The sequence below is a fragment of the Vibrio sp. R15-SG3-ISO1B genome, from assembly GCF_059833835.1.
Genome location: NZ_JCBDGG010000029.1, coordinates 298,709 through 316,948 on the forward strand (window position 1 = coordinate 298,709; position 18,240 = coordinate 316,948).

Annotated in this window: 14 protein-coding genes; 11 read left to right on the top strand and 3 right to left on the bottom strand. The window is 50.7% G+C overall.

Annotated features, from left to right (window positions below; translation table 11 throughout):
- Positions 1–136: 136 nt before the first annotated feature.
- The 3 genes from AC6R0S_RS08335 (at position 137) to AC6R0S_RS08345 (ending at position 3,983) form a co-directional block, all read left to right on the top strand.
- Positions 137–1,285, top strand: a complete 1,149-nt coding sequence (locus tag AC6R0S_RS08335; RefSeq protein WP_500625378.1) for an S-(hydroxymethyl)glutathione dehydrogenase/class III alcohol dehydrogenase — start codon at positions 137–139, stop codon at positions 1,283–1,285.
- Positions 1,286–1,351: 66 nt separating this feature from the next.
- Positions 1,352–2,200: an S-formylglutathione hydrolase gene (gene fghA, locus AC6R0S_RS08340; RefSeq protein WP_334551735.1), complete on the top strand. Its 849-nt coding sequence runs from the start codon at positions 1,352–1,354 to the stop codon at positions 2,198–2,200.
- A 73-nt stretch (positions 2,201–2,273) separates the two neighbouring features.
- On the top strand, positions 2,274–3,983 hold the full coding sequence (locus AC6R0S_RS08345; RefSeq protein ID WP_500637680.1) for an RluA family pseudouridine synthase: 1,710 nt from the start codon (positions 2,274–2,276) through the stop codon (positions 3,981–3,983).
- Between the two features lie 81 nt (positions 3,984–4,064).
- Here AC6R0S_RS08345 and AC6R0S_RS08350 read toward each other — a convergent pair whose 3' ends face one another.
- Both AC6R0S_RS08350 and AC6R0S_RS08355 read right to left on the bottom strand, forming a co-directional pair.
- Entirely contained in the window at positions 4,065–5,765 is a 1,701-nt protein-coding gene (locus tag AC6R0S_RS08350) for a glycoside hydrolase family 13 protein (RefSeq protein ID WP_500637681.1), read from the bottom strand.
- 18 nt (positions 5,766–5,783) lie between these two features.
- Positions 5,784–6,821: a LacI family DNA-binding transcriptional regulator gene (locus tag AC6R0S_RS08355; protein WP_500637682.1), complete on the bottom strand. Its 1,038-nt coding sequence runs from the start codon at positions 6,819–6,821 to the stop codon at positions 5,784–5,786.
- Positions 6,822–7,223: 402 nt separating this feature from the next.
- On the opposite strand from AC6R0S_RS08355, the gene AC6R0S_RS08360 reads away from it, so the two are divergent.
- From AC6R0S_RS08360 to AC6R0S_RS08390, 7 genes are all read left to right on the top strand, one after another.
- Complete coding sequence (locus AC6R0S_RS08360) at positions 7,224–8,576, top strand: ABC transporter substrate-binding protein (RefSeq protein ID WP_500637683.1); 1,353 nt, start codon at positions 7,224–7,226, stop codon at positions 8,574–8,576.
- Between the two features lie 121 nt (positions 8,577–8,697).
- Positions 8,698–9,708 (top strand): carbohydrate ABC transporter permease, encoded by a 1,011-nt coding sequence (locus AC6R0S_RS08365; RefSeq protein WP_487903479.1) that lies wholly within the window; start codon positions 8,698–8,700, stop codon positions 9,706–9,708.
- On the top strand, positions 9,708–10,898 hold the full coding sequence (locus AC6R0S_RS08370) for a carbohydrate ABC transporter permease (protein ID WP_500625372.1): 1,191 nt from the start codon (positions 9,708–9,710) through the stop codon (positions 10,896–10,898). The genes AC6R0S_RS08365 and AC6R0S_RS08370 overlap by 1 nt, the downstream gene beginning before the upstream one ends.
- A gap of 27 nt (positions 10,899–10,925) precedes the next feature.
- On the top strand, positions 10,926–12,017 hold the full coding sequence (locus AC6R0S_RS08375; RefSeq protein WP_500637684.1) for an ABC transporter ATP-binding protein: 1,092 nt from the start codon (positions 10,926–10,928) through the stop codon (positions 12,015–12,017).
- Between the two features lie 67 nt (positions 12,018–12,084).
- Positions 12,085–13,560, top strand: coding sequence for a sucrose phosphorylase (gtfA, locus tag AC6R0S_RS08380; protein WP_500637685.1), 1,476 nt, complete (start codon positions 12,085–12,087; stop codon positions 13,558–13,560).
- Positions 13,561–13,805: 245 nt separating this feature from the next.
- Positions 13,806–14,765, top strand: coding sequence for a phosphate/phosphite/phosphonate ABC transporter substrate-binding protein (locus AC6R0S_RS08385; protein ID WP_500637686.1), 960 nt, complete (start codon positions 13,806–13,808; stop codon positions 14,763–14,765).
- 25 nt (positions 14,766–14,790) lie between these two features.
- A complete protein-coding gene (locus AC6R0S_RS08390; protein ID WP_500637687.1) occupies positions 14,791–17,007 on the top strand; it encodes a putative bifunctional diguanylate cyclase/phosphodiesterase in 2,217 nt (738 codons plus the stop codon).
- Here the strand turns inward: AC6R0S_RS08390 and AC6R0S_RS08395 are convergent, their stop codons facing one another.
- Positions 17,008–17,571, bottom strand: a complete 564-nt coding sequence (locus AC6R0S_RS08395) for a sugar O-acetyltransferase (protein ID WP_500628371.1) — start codon at positions 17,569–17,571, stop codon at positions 17,008–17,010. It abuts the gene before it with no gap.
- 160 nt (positions 17,572–17,731) lie between these two features.
- On the opposite strand from AC6R0S_RS08395, the gene AC6R0S_RS08400 reads away from it, so the two are divergent.
- Entirely contained in the window at positions 17,732–18,205 is a 474-nt protein-coding gene (locus AC6R0S_RS08400) for an OsmC family protein (protein WP_500637688.1), read from the top strand.
- Positions 18,206–18,240: the final 35 nt, after the last annotated feature.

Genomic DNA, 18,240 nt, shown 5'->3' on the forward strand with positions numbered 1-18,240 from the left:
AAAATCATTTGCAAATCCACCTCATTATCAACAAAAGCGAAACAGTATAAGGTAGTAATGAAATAGGACGCTGCAGCTTTCGCTATTGTTGCTAGGCTTAGAGCGTCTGCCCACTGCTAAAAAAGAGGAATACCCGATGGCACTTGATATTAAACCCGGTCAGGAATTCATTAAGTCTAAAGCCGCTGTGGCTTGGGCGGCTGGCGAGCCACTGAAAATGGAAGAAGTAGATGTCCAACTGCCGAAAAAAGGCGAAGTGTTGGTGCGTATCGTGGCGACGGGCGTATGCCACACCGATGCTTACACGCTCTCAGGTGACGATCCAGAGGGGGTATTCCCCGCGATTCTCGGTCATGAAGGCGGCGGCATTGTCGAAATGGTTGGCGAAGGCGTAACGAGTGTTTCCGTCGGCGATCACGTCATTCCACTCTACACCGCAGAATGTGGTGAGTGTAAGTTCTGTACCTCGGGTAAAACCAACTTGTGCCAAGCTGTACGTGAAACACAAGGCAAAGGTTTGATGCCTGATGGCACCACGCGCTTTTACAAAGATGGCCAGCCTATTTTCCACTACATGGGCTGCTCAACCTTCTCTGAATACACTGTGCTTCCAGAGATTTCACTGGCGAAAGTCAACAAAGAAGCGCCGCTTGAAGAGGTGTGCTTGCTCGGCTGTGGCGTCACCACAGGTATGGGCGCGGTTTTAAATACGGCGAAAGTACAAAAAGGCGATACCGTCGCGATTTTTGGCCTCGGTGGTATTGGTCTTTCGGCAATCATCGGTGCACGCATGGCGGGCGCGGGTCGTATCATTGGTATCGACATCAACGAGAGCAAATTTGATTTGGCCAAGCAACTGGGTGCGACGGATGTCATCAATCCACAATCCTTTGATCGCCCCATTCAGGAAGTGATCGTCGAAATGACGGATGGCGGTGTCGACTTCTCTTTTGAGTGCATTGGTAACGTCAATGTGATGCGCTCTGCACTCGAGTGTTGCCACAAAGGTTGGGGGGAGTCAGTGATCATTGGTGTGGCCGGTGCAGGCCAAGAGATCTCAACCCGTCCATTCCAATTGGTGACAGGTCGTGTATGGCGCGGCAGTGCCTTTGGTGGCGTTAAAGGCCGCTCTGAGCTTCCCGACATTGTTGAGCGCTACCTAGCGGGTGAATTTGGCTTGCAAGAGTTCATCACGCACACCATGGGCCTTGATGAGGTCAACCACGCGTTTGATCTGATGCATGAAGGTAAGAGCATTCGCTCTGTCATCCACATGGATAAATAACCCGCCCGCACACTCATCATTCGTCTGCCGTCACACTGTGGCGGCAGCCAACGTTAGGAGCATACGATGACCTTAACTAACCTATCGCAAGCCAAAGTGGCACAAGGCTGGCACAAGCAATATAGCCATGACTCTGAGGTGCTAAACTGCACCATGCGTTTTGCGCTGTTTTTGCCGCCCAATGCCAGTGCCACCTCGCCTGTCCCCGCTTTGTATTGGCTCTCTGGCCTCACCTGTACTGACGAAAACTTCATGCAAAAAGCTGGTGCGTTCAAAAAAGCGGCCGAACTTGGCCTAGCAATCATCGCACCCGATACCAGCCCAAGAGGTGACGAGGTCGCCGATGACCCAGAGTACGACCTAGGGAAAGGCGCCGGATTCTACCTCAACGCCACACAGCCACCGTGGAAAAAGCACTATCAGATGTACAGCTACATCACCGAAGAGTTACCGACCCTGATTGAATCGCACTTTCCCATCTCCTCGCTGCGCTCCATCTCTGGCCACAGCATGGGCGGACACGGAGCGTTGACGATTGGCCTGAAAAATCCGCACCTGTACCAGTCGATTTCCGCTTTTAGTCCGATTTGTCATCCGATTCATGTCCCTTGGGGACAAAAAGCGTTTCAGGCGTATCTCGGTTCAGATGTCGAAACATGGAAGCCATACGATGCGTGTGAGCTATTGAAATCTGGGCCATCACCTTTGCCTATCCTTGTCGACCAAGGTGATGCGGACAACTTTTTAAACGATCAACTCAAACCAGAGATGCTGTTTGCCGCGGCAAAAGCCCATGACAGCCATTTGGAACTGCGCATGCAAAGTGGCTATGACCACAGCTACTTCTTCATCTCGAGCTTTATTGATGATCATCTCGAGTTTCACGCTAAGCACCTCGCTTTGATTGACGCGTAACACGCTCTCGCTGGCATTCAAACGCTAATTCGGTACAATCGGCGCCAGATTGAATCAAGAATGAATGCCAGCCATGCACCAACCGGACTCGCTGTTTACTCGCTTTGAACCAGCGATAGATACCCGCACACTACCTGAGAAGTTCACCTTCCCCTTCTACTACCAGCCGCATCCGCTGTGCGTGGCAGCAGCTGCGCAGTTGCAGCAACACTTGATGAGCCAAACCCAGTGGCAGCATGACTTTGGTGTTTCGCCAAACGGCGCTCTGAAGAGTGATTCTGCAGCCGTGCAACACTCAAGTGGAAAAATGTTTGGAGTGCTGTTAGTACGCTCACCGCAAGGTGAGATTGGTTTCTTTTCTGCTTTTTCAGGCAAAATTGCTGACCAAAACCTTCTGCCCGGTTTTGTCCCGCCCGTCTTTGATATGCTCGCGGAAGAGAGCTTTTTCCGCCGAGAATTAGCGCAAATCACCGACATTAATGCGCAAGTCACCGCTTGGCAGCAAAACCACGATCTGACACCGCTCATCGAGGCGCTCACCACGCTCAATCAGACGTTCTCCAAAGAGGAGCACTCTCTGAGACAAACCATGATCACGCGCCGCGCTGAGCGCAAAGCAGAGCGCCAAACCCTACAAAGCGAGCCACACAGCGCCGAGCAGCAAGCGCGCCTCGATGAATTAGCAAAACAGAGTGTCGCGGATAAAAACCGCCTCAAGTATCTAAAACTGGAGTGGGAAGAGAAAGCGACAGCATTACAGCGACGCATTGACGAACAACAAGCGCAGTTAGACGCGTTAAAACAAAAGCGCAAAACGCTCTCAAACCAACTGCAACACAAGTTGTTTGACCACTATCAGTTTCTCAATGCACGCGGTGAATCGCGCTCACTCAATGCGATTTTCGCCCCAACCACCACCCCGACGCCCCCTGCTGGCGCAGGTGAATGCGCTGCGCCGAAACTGCTCCACTACGCCTATCAGCATGGTTATACGCCACTGGCTATGGCGGAGTTTTGGTGGGGAGTGTCACCCAAATCGGAAATTCGCCAGCATCGTCATTTTTATCCATCGTGCAATAGTAAGTGTCAACCGATTCTCGGCCACATGCTGCAAGGGCTAGAGGTGAATGACAATCCACTTGAGCAAAACTGGGCCGAAAACCTGCCCCTCGACATTATCTATGAAGATGACGCCATGGTGGTGGTCAATAAGCCTTCAGGCCTACTTTCAGTCCCGGGCAAAACCATCACAGATTCCGCCTACACCCGTTTGACTGAGCGCTACCCTGAGTGTGAAGGGCCGTTTGTTATTCATCGATTAGATATGGCGACCTCTGGACTTTTGGTGTTCGCTCTCACGCGCCGTGCGAACAAAAGTCTGCAAAAACAGTTTATCTCTCGCCAAGTACAAAAACGCTACATCGCGCTAATCGATGGCCAAGTGCCTGGCAATGAAGGGGAGATTTCGCTGCCGCTACGAGGCGACCCAGAAGATAGACCACGCCAACTGGTTTGCTTTGAACACGGCAAACCGGCGTTAACCCATTGGCAATTAATTGAACAACGCGATGGGCGCAGCAAGTTACGGCTTTACCCAAGAACAGGACGCACCCATCAATTGCGCGTTCACTGTGCCCATCACCTTGGCCTCGCCATCCCGATTGTCGGTGATGCGCTCTACGGCCATAAAGCTGATCGCCTACATTTGCATGCCGAGCGATTGGAGTTTGAGCACCCTTACACTAAAGAGCCGCTCATCTTCCAAGCGCCGTGTGAGTTTTAAGTAAAAAGCCGCATAGTGTTGATGCTATGCGGCTTATGAACTCACGCTATAGCGGTGAGAATGAAGGTGCCAAACGCCCACTTAAACGCTTGCCGTAATCTCCATCACCACTGCTTGATACGGCGCTAAGGTTAATCCATCAAGGTTAAATTCCGCTTGCGGATAGTTGTTGATCAGCACTTGTTTGGCTTGATACGGATAGCGGCGCTCTAAGGTTTGAGCAGTAAAGTTCGCCACAACCAACAGAGCGCGGCCGCTTTGCTCATCTTGCCTCACATAGGCGTACACTTCACTGTCTTGCGGGTCGAGCAATGTGTGACGGCCATACACCACCACATCACCAAACTCTTCACTTTTACGCAGCGCAATCAGGGCGCGGTAGTGATGGTAAATCGAGTTAGGATCAAGCACCGCTTGCGCCGCATTGATCTCTGGATAGTTGTCATTGACCGGCAACCACGGTGTCCCGGTGGTGAATCCCGCATTGGCCGCATCTTCCCACTGCACCGGCACTCGGGCATGATCGCGTGAGAAGTCGTTGAGAAACGCCAATGCGTCTTGCTCTGCCATGCCACGCTCCATCATTTTTTGATAATGGAACTTGGCCATCAAATCGTTAAACTCCTCGATACTGGCAAAGTGCTTGTTGGTCATGCCAATTTCTTCGCCTTGATAGATGTAGGGCGTGCCGCTCATCATGTGCAGCACCGTACCGAGCATTTTCGCACTGATGACTCGATATTGCGGCGAATCACAACCGTAGCGAGAGACGGTACGCGGCTGATCATGATTGCTCCAATAGACGCTGTTCCAGCCTTTTTGGTACAAATCGTCTTGCCAACGTGCCATGATCTCCTTGTACTGCACCAGATCGAACGGCTTTTTCACTGCGTTATGCTCTTCGCGATCAATGCTGACGTGCTCAAATTGGAAAATCATGCTGATCTCTTTGCGATCAGGGTGCGAATAGTAGCGGCCATCTAAGGTCGTCGTGAAGGGCGTTTCGCCTACCGTCAACACATCGTAATGCTGAAGTACCTTCTCATGCATTTCACGTAAGTACTGGTGCACCAACAGGTTATTGGACCAATGTTCCCAGCCTGCGACACCGGCATCAAAAATGGTCGCATCGGGAAAATCAGATGGCTTACCAATCATGTTGATCACATCCATGCGAAACCCGCCAAGCCCCTTTTTGAGCCAAAAATGCATCATCTCATACACGGCTTCACGCACTTCTGGATTGGCCCAGTTGAGATCCGGCTGGCGATTGCTAAACAGGTGCAAATAATACTGGCCAGTATTCTCATCCAGTGTCCACGCTTTGGGCTTAAAGAAAGACTCCCAGTTGTTGGGTTCACTACCATCGGGTTTGGGATCTTTCCAGATGTACCAATCGCGCTTAGGGTTATCCTTGCTGCTTTTCGATTCAATAAACCAAGGATGTTCATCAGAGGTATGGTTCACCACCAGATCCATCACAATCTTGATGCCGCGTTTGTCGGCTTCTGCCAACAGCCTGTCCATGTCCGCCATGGTGCCAAATTCCGGCGCGATCTGCTGATAGTCTGAAATGTCGTAACCGTTGTCATCCATCGGTGACTTGTAGACAGGACTGAGCCAAATCACATTGGCTCCGAGCTCTTGAATGTAATCCAGTTTGTCGATGATGCCCGGAATATCACCAATCCCGTCCCCATTAGAATCATTAAAGCTTCTTGGGTAGATTTGGTACACCACGGCATCGTGCCACCAGCGTTTTTCCAGTTGTCCCGTCGTCATGGGAGACTCCTTAGCAAGTTAACTGCTGGTGCGAACCACCAGCTCTGTGTCCAGTTGGACGGTTTCGTAAGGGATGTGTCCAAGCGCCATTTGCGCGGCCACTTGGCCCTTTTTCATAATCGGTTGAGCAATCGTTGTCAGGCCCGCTTGCGCCGCTTTCGGAATGCCATCAAAGCCGACAACGCGCAGTGTATCGGGCATAGAAAGACTAAGTTCATTGGCCACATCCAGCGCGGCGAGGGCGATTTTGTCACTCATACAGAGCAGCACATCGACTTTTTTCGGGTTGGCCAACGCGCCGCGCAGCATGGTTTTCAGGCTGGTTTCGTCAAGGTCGTGAATCTGCCAGACGTTCTCGTAGGCCAAATCAATCCCGATTTCTGCCAAAGCTTTTTTATAACCTTCAAATCGGCAACGCGAGACGGACTCTTCACTGGTATACAGTGAGCTCAGGTTCGCCAGCGACATGGAGGTCGACGGCTCTAGACGCAGGCCGAGAATCAACACATTGTCATCCGGGCTACGAATGGCGTGTTTAGCGATCTCATAGCACGCGGTGAAGTTATCTACGTTCACGGAAGGAATATCAGGAAGAGAGAAATCCACCGACACCACCGGCTTGTGTTGACGCAAAATTAGATTGATCACGCTCGGGTCCATCGGCTTACCATAGACGATAAAGCTATCCGGAATGGTTTCCACCTGCGTATTTTGGTAGTTCTCGTGATTGGAGGGCAGCAGCAGCATATTGACGTGTGCTGCGTCCAAGGTTTTTGATATTCCCGCGAGAAATTCGGTCGCCACCGGATCGGTAAAATTGTACGCCAGGCTGTCTGCCAGCAATACACCAATCACGCCTGTTTTTCCCGTTCTTAAACTGCGCGCCGTAATGCTTGGCCCCGTGTAACCAAGCGTTTCACACTCCGCCAAAATTTTCTCACGCAGAGACTGGGAGAGTTGGTTGGGACGATTAAAAGCGTTCGACACCGTCGCGGTCGAGACCCCAAGATGGGCCGCCACGGTTTTCAACGTCGGTTTTCGCCTTTCACTGCTCATCGCACTACCACTCCTTCACTGACTCCCTGAGTGAACCACACCAACGGCGTCGATAGATCAGGGTTATATGTCACAATTCTAAATCGATTAAGAAGAAATAAGGAACTCACTTAATCACTAAAAATTGATTAGTTTGACAGCGGTCATAGAGTGAGCAGCAAACCAGAGAAAAACTTGATCAAAAGCACAAGATTGAGCAGAAAAACAGGCGAATTTGAAATAACGTCTTATGTTGTTTATTGATAGCTTAATCGATTAAGAAATTACTGGTCTTTATAGAAGTTATAGAATCTTGATGGGTTAAGTCTAGGGAATAACATCAATTATAACAATGAAACAAAGTATCTGAACCCACCCTAACCCATTGAAGGTAAAGGGTATCGAATACATGGAGTCTTACTGATGAAAACCTCTCTACTTGCTGGTGCAATCGCGGTCGCGATTTCTGCTACCTCCGCGTTTGCCGCCGAACTGAAGTACGCACCGGGTGAAGACGCTCGCTTTAATTGGCAGAGCTTCGAAGCACTCAAAAATATGGATTTAAAAGGTGAAACCGTCACCGTATTCGGCCCTTGGTTGACCGAAGATAAGGAGCTGGTGGAAAGCGTTATCGCCTACTTCGAAGCGGCAACAGGCGCCGTGGTGAAATACTCTGGCTCAGACTCGTTTGAGCAGCAAATCGCCATCGATGTACAAGCAGGTAGTGCACCGAACATTGCGATCTTCCCGCAGCCAGGTCTTGCGGCTGATTTGGCCTCAAAAGGCTTCCTCACGCCACTTGAGCCCTCCATGGCCGACTGGATTAATGATAACTATGCGGCAGGCTCATCCTGGGTCGACCTGGGCACATTTGCCGGCAAAGATGGCAAAGAAGCGCTCTACGGCTTCTTCTATAAAGTCGATTTGAAATCACTGGTTTGGTATGTGCCTGAAAACTTTGAAGACGCGGGCTACGAAGTACCAGAAACCATGGAAGAGCTTAAAGCGCTTACCGATCAAATCGTCAAAGACGGTGAAACACCTTGGTGTGTCGGTCTAGGTTCTGGCGGCGCAACCGGCTGGCCAGCCACTGACTGGGTAGAAGACATGATGCTGCGCACCCAATCACCCGCAGATTACGACAAATGGGTCAGCAACGAGCTGAAATTCAACGACGCGAAAGTGGTCGGCGCAATTGAAGAATTCGGCTGGTTTGTTCGCAACGACGCCTACGTGGATGGCGGTGCGCGTGCGGTCGCTGCAACTGACTTTAGGGATTCGCCAAAAGGTCTCTTTACCTCTCCGGCCAAATGTTACATGCACCGTCAAGCGTCATTCATTCCAAGCTTCTTCCCTGAAGGAACGGAACTGGGCGCGGATGCGGACTTCTTCTACTTCCCTGCTTATGAGTCGAAAGACTTAGGTAAACCGGTACTGGGTGCCGGCACCATGTGGAGCATCACCAAAGATTCCAAAGCGGCTCGTGCGTTCATGGAGTTCCTCCAATCGCCGATTGCGCATGAAATTTGGATGGCTCAGTCTGGTTTCTTAACACCGCACAAAGGCGCTAACGTGGATGCGTACGGCAACGACACCTTGAAAAAACAAGGTGAGATCTTACTTCAAGCCACAACCTTCCGCTTTGACGGCTCTGACTTGATGCCAGGTAAAATCGGCGCAGGCGCATTCTGGACAGGCATGGTCGACTACAGCGGCGGTAAATCGGCGCAAGATGTCGCCAACGACATCCAAAAAACCTGGGATGCGCTCAAATAGTTCATCTCATCCCATGCGGGCTATATATGGTAGCCCGCTGATGAGACTGCCGTATTGATGTTCAACCCTCGACAGTCAGCTAAGCGTTTTCTGTCGGCAAGGGTTCCAAGTTGAGGTCGTGATGGAGCAACTCTATTCCTCTTTATTTATCATGGCGCTAGGCGTCGCCAGTTGCGTGGTCTACTTTGTCGGCACCAACTGGTTACTTAGCGTGATCTTCCCGACTCGTCGGGTTTCCAATCAGACTATGGCGCAAAACCTGCGTCGCGCCGCAGCGATTCGCCCTTGGCTCTTTCTTGGCCCAGCGTTGGCGTTTTTGGGCCTCTACCTTATTTATCCCGTTTTTGAATCTGTGGTGTTATCACTGCACGATCGAAACGGCTTTGAGTTTGTAGGCTTGAGTAACTACACCTGGCTGTTTAACGATCCGGAGTTTCGTGAATCCCTGTTCAACAACCTATTGTGGCTATTGGTCGTACCGGCTGCCTCGACCTTCTTTGGCTTGGTGATCGCGGCGCTGACCGATAAAGTCAGCTGGGGCAATATTGCCAAAAGCTTGATTTTTATGCCGATGGCCATCTCCTTTATCGGTGCGTCGATCATCTGGAAGTTCGTTTATGACTATCGTGCGTCAGGCTCAGAACAAATCGGTATTTTAAACGCCATCGTCGAACTGTTCGGCGGTACGGCGCAAGCATGGATTACCCTCCCTTTTTGGAATAATTTCTTTTTGATGGTGATCTTAATTTGGATTCAAACCGGCTTTGCGATGGTGATTCTCTCAGCCGCGCTGCGCGGTATTCCCGAAGAGACGGTGGAAGCGGCGGTCCTTGATGGGGCCAATGGCGTGCAAATCTTCTTCAAAATACTCATTCCACAGATTTGGGGCACCATTGCTGTGGTCTGGACCACCATCACCATCTTAGTGCTGAAAGTGTTCGATATCGTCCTTGCTATGACCAACGGTCAATGGAGTACACAGGTGCTGGCGAACATGATGTTCGACTGGATGTTTAGAGGCGGCGGTGACTTTGGCCGCGGCGCGGCGATTGCCGTGGTGATCATGGTCGCGGTTGTTCCTGTTATGGTGTGGAACATGCGCCAAGCCAGTGCTCAAATGGAGGATCGTTAATGTCTCAGCCTCAAACCACAGCACCCAATGTGAGCCAAGCCAAGTTTAGCCTGAGTAAACTTAGGCGCTCACCGCTGACCTTTCTTGTCCACTTTTCGGTGCTCGTCATCGTGATTCTTTGGACACTGCCGACCGCAGGCCTGTTTATCTCCTCATTCCGAGATAAAGATCAGCTTGCCCTGAGTGGTTGGTGGACATCCCTTACCGCATCCGAACAAAATCTCGTTGATCGCACCGGCGATCCAGACACGCAAATTCAACGGGGCGATCAGTATGTGCTTGCCGGGCAACTGCTGCTTGATGGTGAGCCTGTTGATATTAAAGCATTTGGTTTCTCCTCAAGAGAGCCGACCGCTTACCAACCCGGCGACGTGGCCGAGATGAACGACGGGACATTGACCGTCACTGAAGATGGTCACTATGAAATGGTCTCAAACGAGCCGTTCAAAGGCTCACGTGGCAAACGTATTTTCTATACCGCCGTCGTGCCGCCCAAGTTTGGCTTAGATAACTACCGCGAGGTACTGACCGCAGAGGGGATTGGACGCTCATTCATTAACTCACTCACCGTGACGATTCCCGCTACCATCATCCCGATTTTGATCGCTGCGTACGCTGCGTATGCGCTCTCTTGGATGAAGATGCCTGGTCGTAACTTGCTGATTGCTATGGTCGTTGGCTTGCTTGTTGTGCCATTGCAGATGTCACTGATCCCGTTGCTGCGTCTCTACAACGACATTGGCGCCTTCTTTGGCGTGGGCGCGAAAACCTATCTCGGTATCTGGCTTGCGCACACCGGCTTTGGTCTGCCACTGGCGATTTATCTGCTGCGCAACTACATCTCTAGCCTACCAAGGGAGATCATTGAGTCCGCCAAGGTAGACGGTGCGACAGACTTTGAGATCTTTATGCGCATCGTACTGCCACTCTCCTTCCCTGCCCTTGCCTCTTTTGGCATTTTCCAATTCCTTTGGGTATGGAATGACTTACTGGTCGCGACGGTTTTCTTAGGCACAGGAGAAGAGCACATGGTGCTCACCGCCCGCTTACGCGAACTGCTCGGCTCTCGTGGCGGTAACTGGGAGATCCTCACGGCCTCAGCCTTTGTCTCAATTGCTGTACCACTGACCGTATTTTTTGCCTTGCAGCGCTACTTAGTGCGCGGATTACTTTCTGGCTCTGTGAAATAACCAGCCAAGGATTGAAGAGAATTGATAATGACAGGATTAACACTGACCAACGTAAAAAAAGCCTACGGTGACACCCAAGTCATTCACGGTGTCGATTTGGAGATTGATCAAGGCGAATTTATCGTCTTTGTCGGGCCATCAGGCTGTGGTAAATCCACCTTGCTGCGCATGATTGCGGGGTTGGAAGAGATCACCTCTGGTGATTTGTTTATTGAAGGGGCGAAAGTCAACGATTTGCCTGCGGCGATGCGCGGTATCGCGATGGTGTTTCAAACCTACGCCCTCTACCCGCATATGACGGTTTACGACAACATGGCGTTTGCGATGCGCATCGCGAAAGAGTCAAAAGAAGCGATCCATGAGCGAGTAATGGAAGCCGCGCGCATGCTGCAACTAGAACCTTACCTCGACCGTTTACCGAAAGCGCTGTCCGGTGGGCAAAGACAGCGAGTGGCGATTGGCCGCGCGATTGTACGCCAACCAAAAGTCTTCCTTTTTGATGAGCCACTCTCTAACCTCGACGCGGCGCTGCGGGTACAAACGCGTATAGAGATTGCCAACTTAAAAGAGGAGCTCAAGCAAACCACGATGATCTACGTGACGCACGATCAGGTCGAGGCCATGACGCTCGCCGATCGCATTGTGGTACTGTCAGCAGGCAAGATTGAACAGGTCGGCACCCCACTGGAACTCTACACCAATCCAGCGAACGTGTTTGTTGCGCGCTTTATTGGCTCACCTGCGATGAACATTAGCCCAGTCACTCTTGAAGCGGCAGGCAGCGAGTCTCAGATCAAAGCCGAAAGCGGCCTCACCATTACTGTCCCGATCGCAGCGCAGAGCTCATTAGTTGGCGACACCTTGCAAATGGGCATTCGCCCAGAAGATTTTCGCGTCGCCGCCGAGGGGCAAGAACTGATGACGGGCACGGTGCTGTTTGTCGAATCGCTCGGTGAAGTCACGCTGCTGCACATTCAGGTGCCCAATCATGAAGAGTCCATCGTGGCCAAACTGCCGGGTATTCTCGACTATCACAAAGGCGAGCAAATTAAACTGACGGCCGAGCCCGATAAGATTCACTTGTTCAACCAACAAGGTATCTCACTGAAACATCTGTAGTGTGTCTATCGCTCACCCTGTTTGAACAAGAGAGTTTGGACAAGAGAGTGTAAAAAAAGAGAATCCGATGAAAAACCAAGTTCAGTTAATCACTTACACAGACCGCCTAACGGGTGGCGGTCTTCATGCGCTGCGCAACACACTCAGCAACACGTTGAGCGACCTCTTTGGCGGCGTGCATATTTTGCCGTTCTATTACCCAATTGATGGTAGCGACGCGGGATTTGATCCCATTGATCATGCTCAAATCGACCCAAGGCTTGGCGATTGGCCCGATCTCAACGAACTTGGCAAAGACGTTGAAATCATGGCCGACCTTATCGTCAACCATGCCTCTGGCCAATCACCCGAGTTTTTGGATGTGCTGGAGAAAGGCGAAGCCTCTGAGTATTGGTCGATGTTTCTTAAAGAGCGCGATCTGTTTCCAGATGGCATCAGTGAAGAGCAAGCTAAGCGGATCTATCGCCCTCGTCCGGGCAGTTGTTTTAGCGCAAAAACCCTCGCCAGCGGTGAATCCGTCAACTTTTGGACCACTTTCACTGACAATCAAATCGACATTAATGTGGAAACGCAAGCGGGTCAAGCCTACCTTGAGCGCGTACTGACCCTATTCGCTGATAACGGCGTAAAAATTATTCGTCTTGACGCTGCAGGCTATGCGATTAAACGCGCGGGCACCTCCTGCTTTATGATTGAGGATACCTTTGCGTTTATCGATGCCTTATCCAAGCGCGCCAACGCACTTGGCATGGAGACCGTGGCTGAAATTCATAGCCACTATAAAACCCAAATTGACGTGGCAAGCAAAGTCAATCGTGTCTACGACTTTGCCCTGCCGCCACTGGTCCTACACACCCTCTATAGCAATAATGTCGAGGCGTTGGTCAAGTGGCTGACGATCGCGCCACGAAACTGTTTAACCGTGCTCGATACGCACGATGGCATCGGTATCATCGACGCTGGCCCTGAAGGTGACAAACCGGGGTTACTCAACGCCGAACAAATTGATCGGCTCGTCGAGACGATTCATCAAAAGAGCCAAGGAGAGAGTCAGCAGGCAACAGGTAGCGCGGCGAATAATCTCGATCTCTACCAAGTCAATTGCAGCTACTATGACGCACTAGGGCGATGCGATTTTGATTATTTGGTGGCGAGAGCCATTCAGTTCTTCAGCCCCGGCGTTCCTCAAGTCTACTACGGCGGTTTGTTGGCGATGCACAACGACATGGCCCTGCTCCATCGTACTCAAGTGGGTCGAGACATCAATCGCCCTTACCTCACACCAGCGCAGCTAGCCGCTGAACGAGGTAAGCCTGTCGTCAACGCCTTGTGTGAACTGATTCGATTGCGTAATCGCAGCGCCGCGTTTGATGGTAGTTTTAGCGTGGCTGGCGAGGGTTCAAGCCTTACGATGGAATGGGTTCATTTAGACAGTCGCGCAACGCTGCAACTTGATTTGGCAACTCGCAGAGCGCAGATTCACCTTGAGGATGCAGGCAATATACGCACGTTCGATTTGCAAACGTGGCTAGACGAGCGTTAAGCATTCTGCGGCCTTCACCCCACTCTATAAACTCATTGAACCGGCTTCTCAGCATGAGAAGCCTTTTTCTGCCTAGCATTTACATTGTAAACCGTGAACTTTCGCTCAAGCTTGATGAGCAGTTTATCATTCATATTGCTCAATATTACGAGTCACACTAGACTTAATTTATTAAGTCAGTTGTTCATTTGTTTAAAACACTGCGCAGACAGTGACGTGTATCTTCTTCAAATAAGGGGAGAGTTATGACACCACGCCACTGGGTTCACATTGCTGTTACCGCCTTGTCCATCGCGTTGCTGTTGAGTTTACCTCGCGTATTCGCGAGAGAATCACCTGAGATTACGCGCGAGCAAACCCTTATTCTTGGCACGCTTAGCTCCAACCCGAAGAAAGCTTTTAAACGTGCGCAGCCCTTTGCCGATTACTTAGCGGCGAACCTCCATCAACATGGTATTGTACAAGCCAAAGTTGTGGTGGCCAAAACTAACCTTCAGCTGGCCAATTGGGTCAAAAGTGGCCAAGTAGATATCGTGTCAGAGACGGTGTATGCCTCGGACGATCTTATCAAGTACAGCCATGCTGAGATGATTGCGCGGCGCTGGAAAAACGGCGTAGCCAACTACGCCTCACTTTTCTTCGTTCATCAAGACTCTGACATCCATACATTGGATGATTTGGTGGGCAAAGTAATCGTCTTTGAGGATCGTAACTCCACCAGCGCGTTTCTACTTCCTGTCTCTGCGCTCATAGAACAAGGCTATCCGCTGCATGAAGTGACTTCACTCCGCGATCTGCCACCTGCAGATAAAATTGGCTACTTCTTTTCCGATGAGTTCTCATCTGCGGGCGGTGAGTCCAATATGATGAGTTGGGTACATCGTAAAATCGTATCCGCTGCGGCGTTCAGTGATATCGACTGGGAGAAAGAAATTCCGGCACCAATCAAAGAACAGCTGCGCGTTATCTACACGAGCCCCTCTGTGCCGCGTGCGTTTATGCTCGTTCGACCTGACATGGATCCTGTTCTCAAACACGCGATAAGCCAAGTCCTATTCTTGGCAGACCAAGACCCGAACGCCGCGCTGCCACTCAAAAAATACAAGGAGACAGCAAAGTTTGATCCTATTACCGACGATATAGAACAGAGCATCGTCTGGTCTCTGCAACAGAAAGCCCTCGTTAACCAATATCTAGGCCGCTAAATAAGCAGCATCAAGGGGCAATAGGATGAAACTCAAAAGTAAACTGGTCGTTGGTAATATGCTCGCCGTGATACTCACGCTAGGGAGCTTTGCACTCTCTCAATGGCTTATCAACAGCCATTACAATGCCAAGGTACTAGAAGAAAACGGACAGCACATGGCGCAGCGTTTTATCGGCTATGCGAAAAGCCAAGCCGAACAAACGATGAGCTATCTCACTGAAGCGCTGCTTAACCCTATGTACTTTTACGATTTGGATGGGATTGAGCGGATTTTGGAACCGACGCTGCAAAACGTCTCTACGCTCGAAGTCAAAGTGTATGATTTCAATGGTACCGTCATTCACAGAGGCAGCCGTGAAGGGGATGCCTATGGCATGCCCCTGAATGATACCAATGTCGAACAAACGACACTCGGCAAACAGATGGAGTATCTGCACCATGAAGGGAATAGACTTATTATCGCCCGCCCACTGATTCTCAATCAGGAGCTGCTTGGCGGTGTGATGATGGTGTACTCATTGATCGCGATACAGCGTGACATCGCTGAAAACCAAGCGATCATTCAACAAATTAACCAAGCCAGCACAGAGCACAGCACCTTTTTAATTGTGGTGGTCACAGCGGTGATGTGTCTCGTCAGTTTTGTGATTTCAATTGTCATGGCCAACACCTTAATCAAACCCATCACAAAACTGGTGCGTCACTCTCAGCGTATCAGCCGGGGTCACTATCAAAATCTGAATAACATTGAGCGTGGTGATGAGCTTGGTGAGCTAGCCAAAGCCTTTAATGAAATGGACAATAACCTCAAAGAACGCAGTGATGCCATTCAATTTTTAGCTTACAACGATCCACTGACAAAACTACCCAATCGCACCCAGTTTTTGGGCTTTTTAGAGGGATTATTGGAGCAGCACCGCGTGAAGCCCCTGACGTTCGCGATTCTTTTCCTCGACTTGGATGAATTCAAACGCATCAATGACAACTTAGGTCATCAAACCGGCGATGAGTTATTATGCAGCGTCGCAAGTAAAATCAGCGATAACTTACGTCACAGTGATTTTGTCGCGAATCTACTCAGTCGTCACGCCAAAGAAAATAGCCTAATTGCCCGCGTCGGCGGGGACGAGTTTTTACTCTGTATTCCTCACATTGATCAACACGCAGCCGGTGACATCGCGCAGCGCCTGGTACACCTGTTTGAAGAACCGATATTACTCCAAGGGGTCAACGAATCCGTGGTCGTTGGCGCAAGTGTTGGTATTGCCCTCTTCCCTGCCAACGGCCAAAGTGCCGAGGAGCTGGTCAAAAACGCCGACATCGCGATGTACGCCGCCAAAACGCAAGGCAAAGGGCGTTACTGCCATTTCACCGCAGAGATGGAATATCAAGTACTCAATCGCGGCGTGATTGAACGAGAGTTGCGGGCGGCAATCATCGACTTTTCTCAATTTGAAATCCACTACCAACCGAAAGTGAATATGCAAACAGGTCGAGTCATCGGCGTTGAAGCGCTGATTCGCTGGAATCACCCAGCCAGAGGGTTAATCGCGCCAAGCGAGTTTATCCCCGTCGCAGAATCCACTGGGCTGATTCTACCCCTCGGCCGGTGGATTATGGAAGAAGTGTGTCTGGCACTGAACAAGTGGCATCAGTTACCGCACACGGATGATTTTCATGTTGCAATCAACCTCTCTGCCAAACAGGTTTATAACCAAGACATTGCCGCACGTCTAGCGGAACTGGTCGACAAACATCAGCTTCACGCCTCGCATCTGCACGTCGAGGTAACGGAAACCGCCTTGATGCTCGATATGGATAAAGCCAAAACAACGCTGGATAAAATCCGTCAATTGGGTATTGAAGTATGGTTGGATGACTTTGGGACAGGTTACGCGTCGCTTGCCTATCTGAGAGAGTTCAACGTCGATGGTTTGAAAATCGACCGTAGCTTTGTGTCTGATATTGAAGAGGATGAGAATGATCGCGCATTGTGCTCGGCCGTGATTTCAATGGCTCAGCAGATGAATATCAAAGTGGTGGCTGAAGGCATCGAAACCGCGCAGCAAGCACGCTACTTACTGAGCGAGCAATGTGAACTCGGCCAAGGGTATCTTTATTCGAAACCTGTTTACGCCGTGGCCATCAGCCGCATTCTCTACCAACAAGCGGAAGAAATGAGCGCCGGCAAGAGCGCCACGCTCTCCGTGGTTCCCCCGACGCTTCGAGATCATGGCTAACTAGCGCTGCTCAATCTCGCGAATCACGCGGCACGGGTTACCTGCGGCAACCACATTCGCCGGAACATCTTTCGTCACAACACTGCCCGCCCCGATAACCGTGTTATGACCAATGGTCACTCCTGGGCAAACAATCACACCACCGCCTAGCCAGACGTTATCACCAATGGTAATCGTGGTACCAAACTCAACGCCCTCTTCGACACGCCCTTTGACATCTAACGGGTGGCCTGCGGTGTAAAGCTGAACATTGGGAGCGAGCAACACGTTATCGCCAATGTACACAGGCGCCACATCCAAAATCACGCAGTTAAAGTTAGCGTAGAAGTTTTTACCCACATGAATATTACTGCCGTAATCACAACGAAACGGCGGCTCTAAATAGGCCTCTCCCGCATCAGGCAGCAAGCTGTCGATCGCCTCGCGCCATTCTGGGCTGTTGGGAATCGTGTTGTTGAGCTTGAGTAAGTGCTCTCTACAACGGATGCGCTCTTGGTAGAGTGTCTCGTCCCACGCATTGTACGGCTCACCAGCGAGCATTTTTTGTTTTTCGGTTTTGTTCATGATGACTCCTAGCCAAAAGTCGGTGATTTGCTGTCACTTTACGCGGGTTACTGTTTCGCTGCATAACACAACCAACGAGGTGTGATATATATCGCTCTGATTCAACAAAGAAACTCTGTTAACCTAACAGCAAGATTCACCCACATGGATGAGAGACCCAATGGCTAAGCATATCGCTACGGTGGAATGGCAAAGAGCACCCGATGAACCATTTAGTGACAATCAGTACCATCGCAGTCATCAATGGCATTTTGATGGCGGCGCTGTGATTGACGCGTCCTCCTCACCTCACGTTGTCCCTTTACCTTATTCGACAGAAGCCAACGTCGATCCTGAAGAGGCCTTTATTGCCGCTATCTCCAGTTGTCATATGCTGACGTTTCTTGGCATTGCGGCCAAACAACGTTTCGTCGTTGACCATTACCGCGATGAAGCGGTGGGAAAATTGGAGGAAAACAGCCAAGGCTATAGCTCAGTGACGCAAGTAATTCTCTCTCCTCGTGTGATCTTCTCCGGTGAGAAACGGCCCACACGTCAACAGCTGGAAAAATTGCACCACTTAGCGCACCAACACTGCTTTATCGCCAACTCCGTCACCACCGAGATTATCACTCACATCGACACGGCCGAATAGGTCGTCTCCGTGGCGGATTCATGTTACAATCCGCC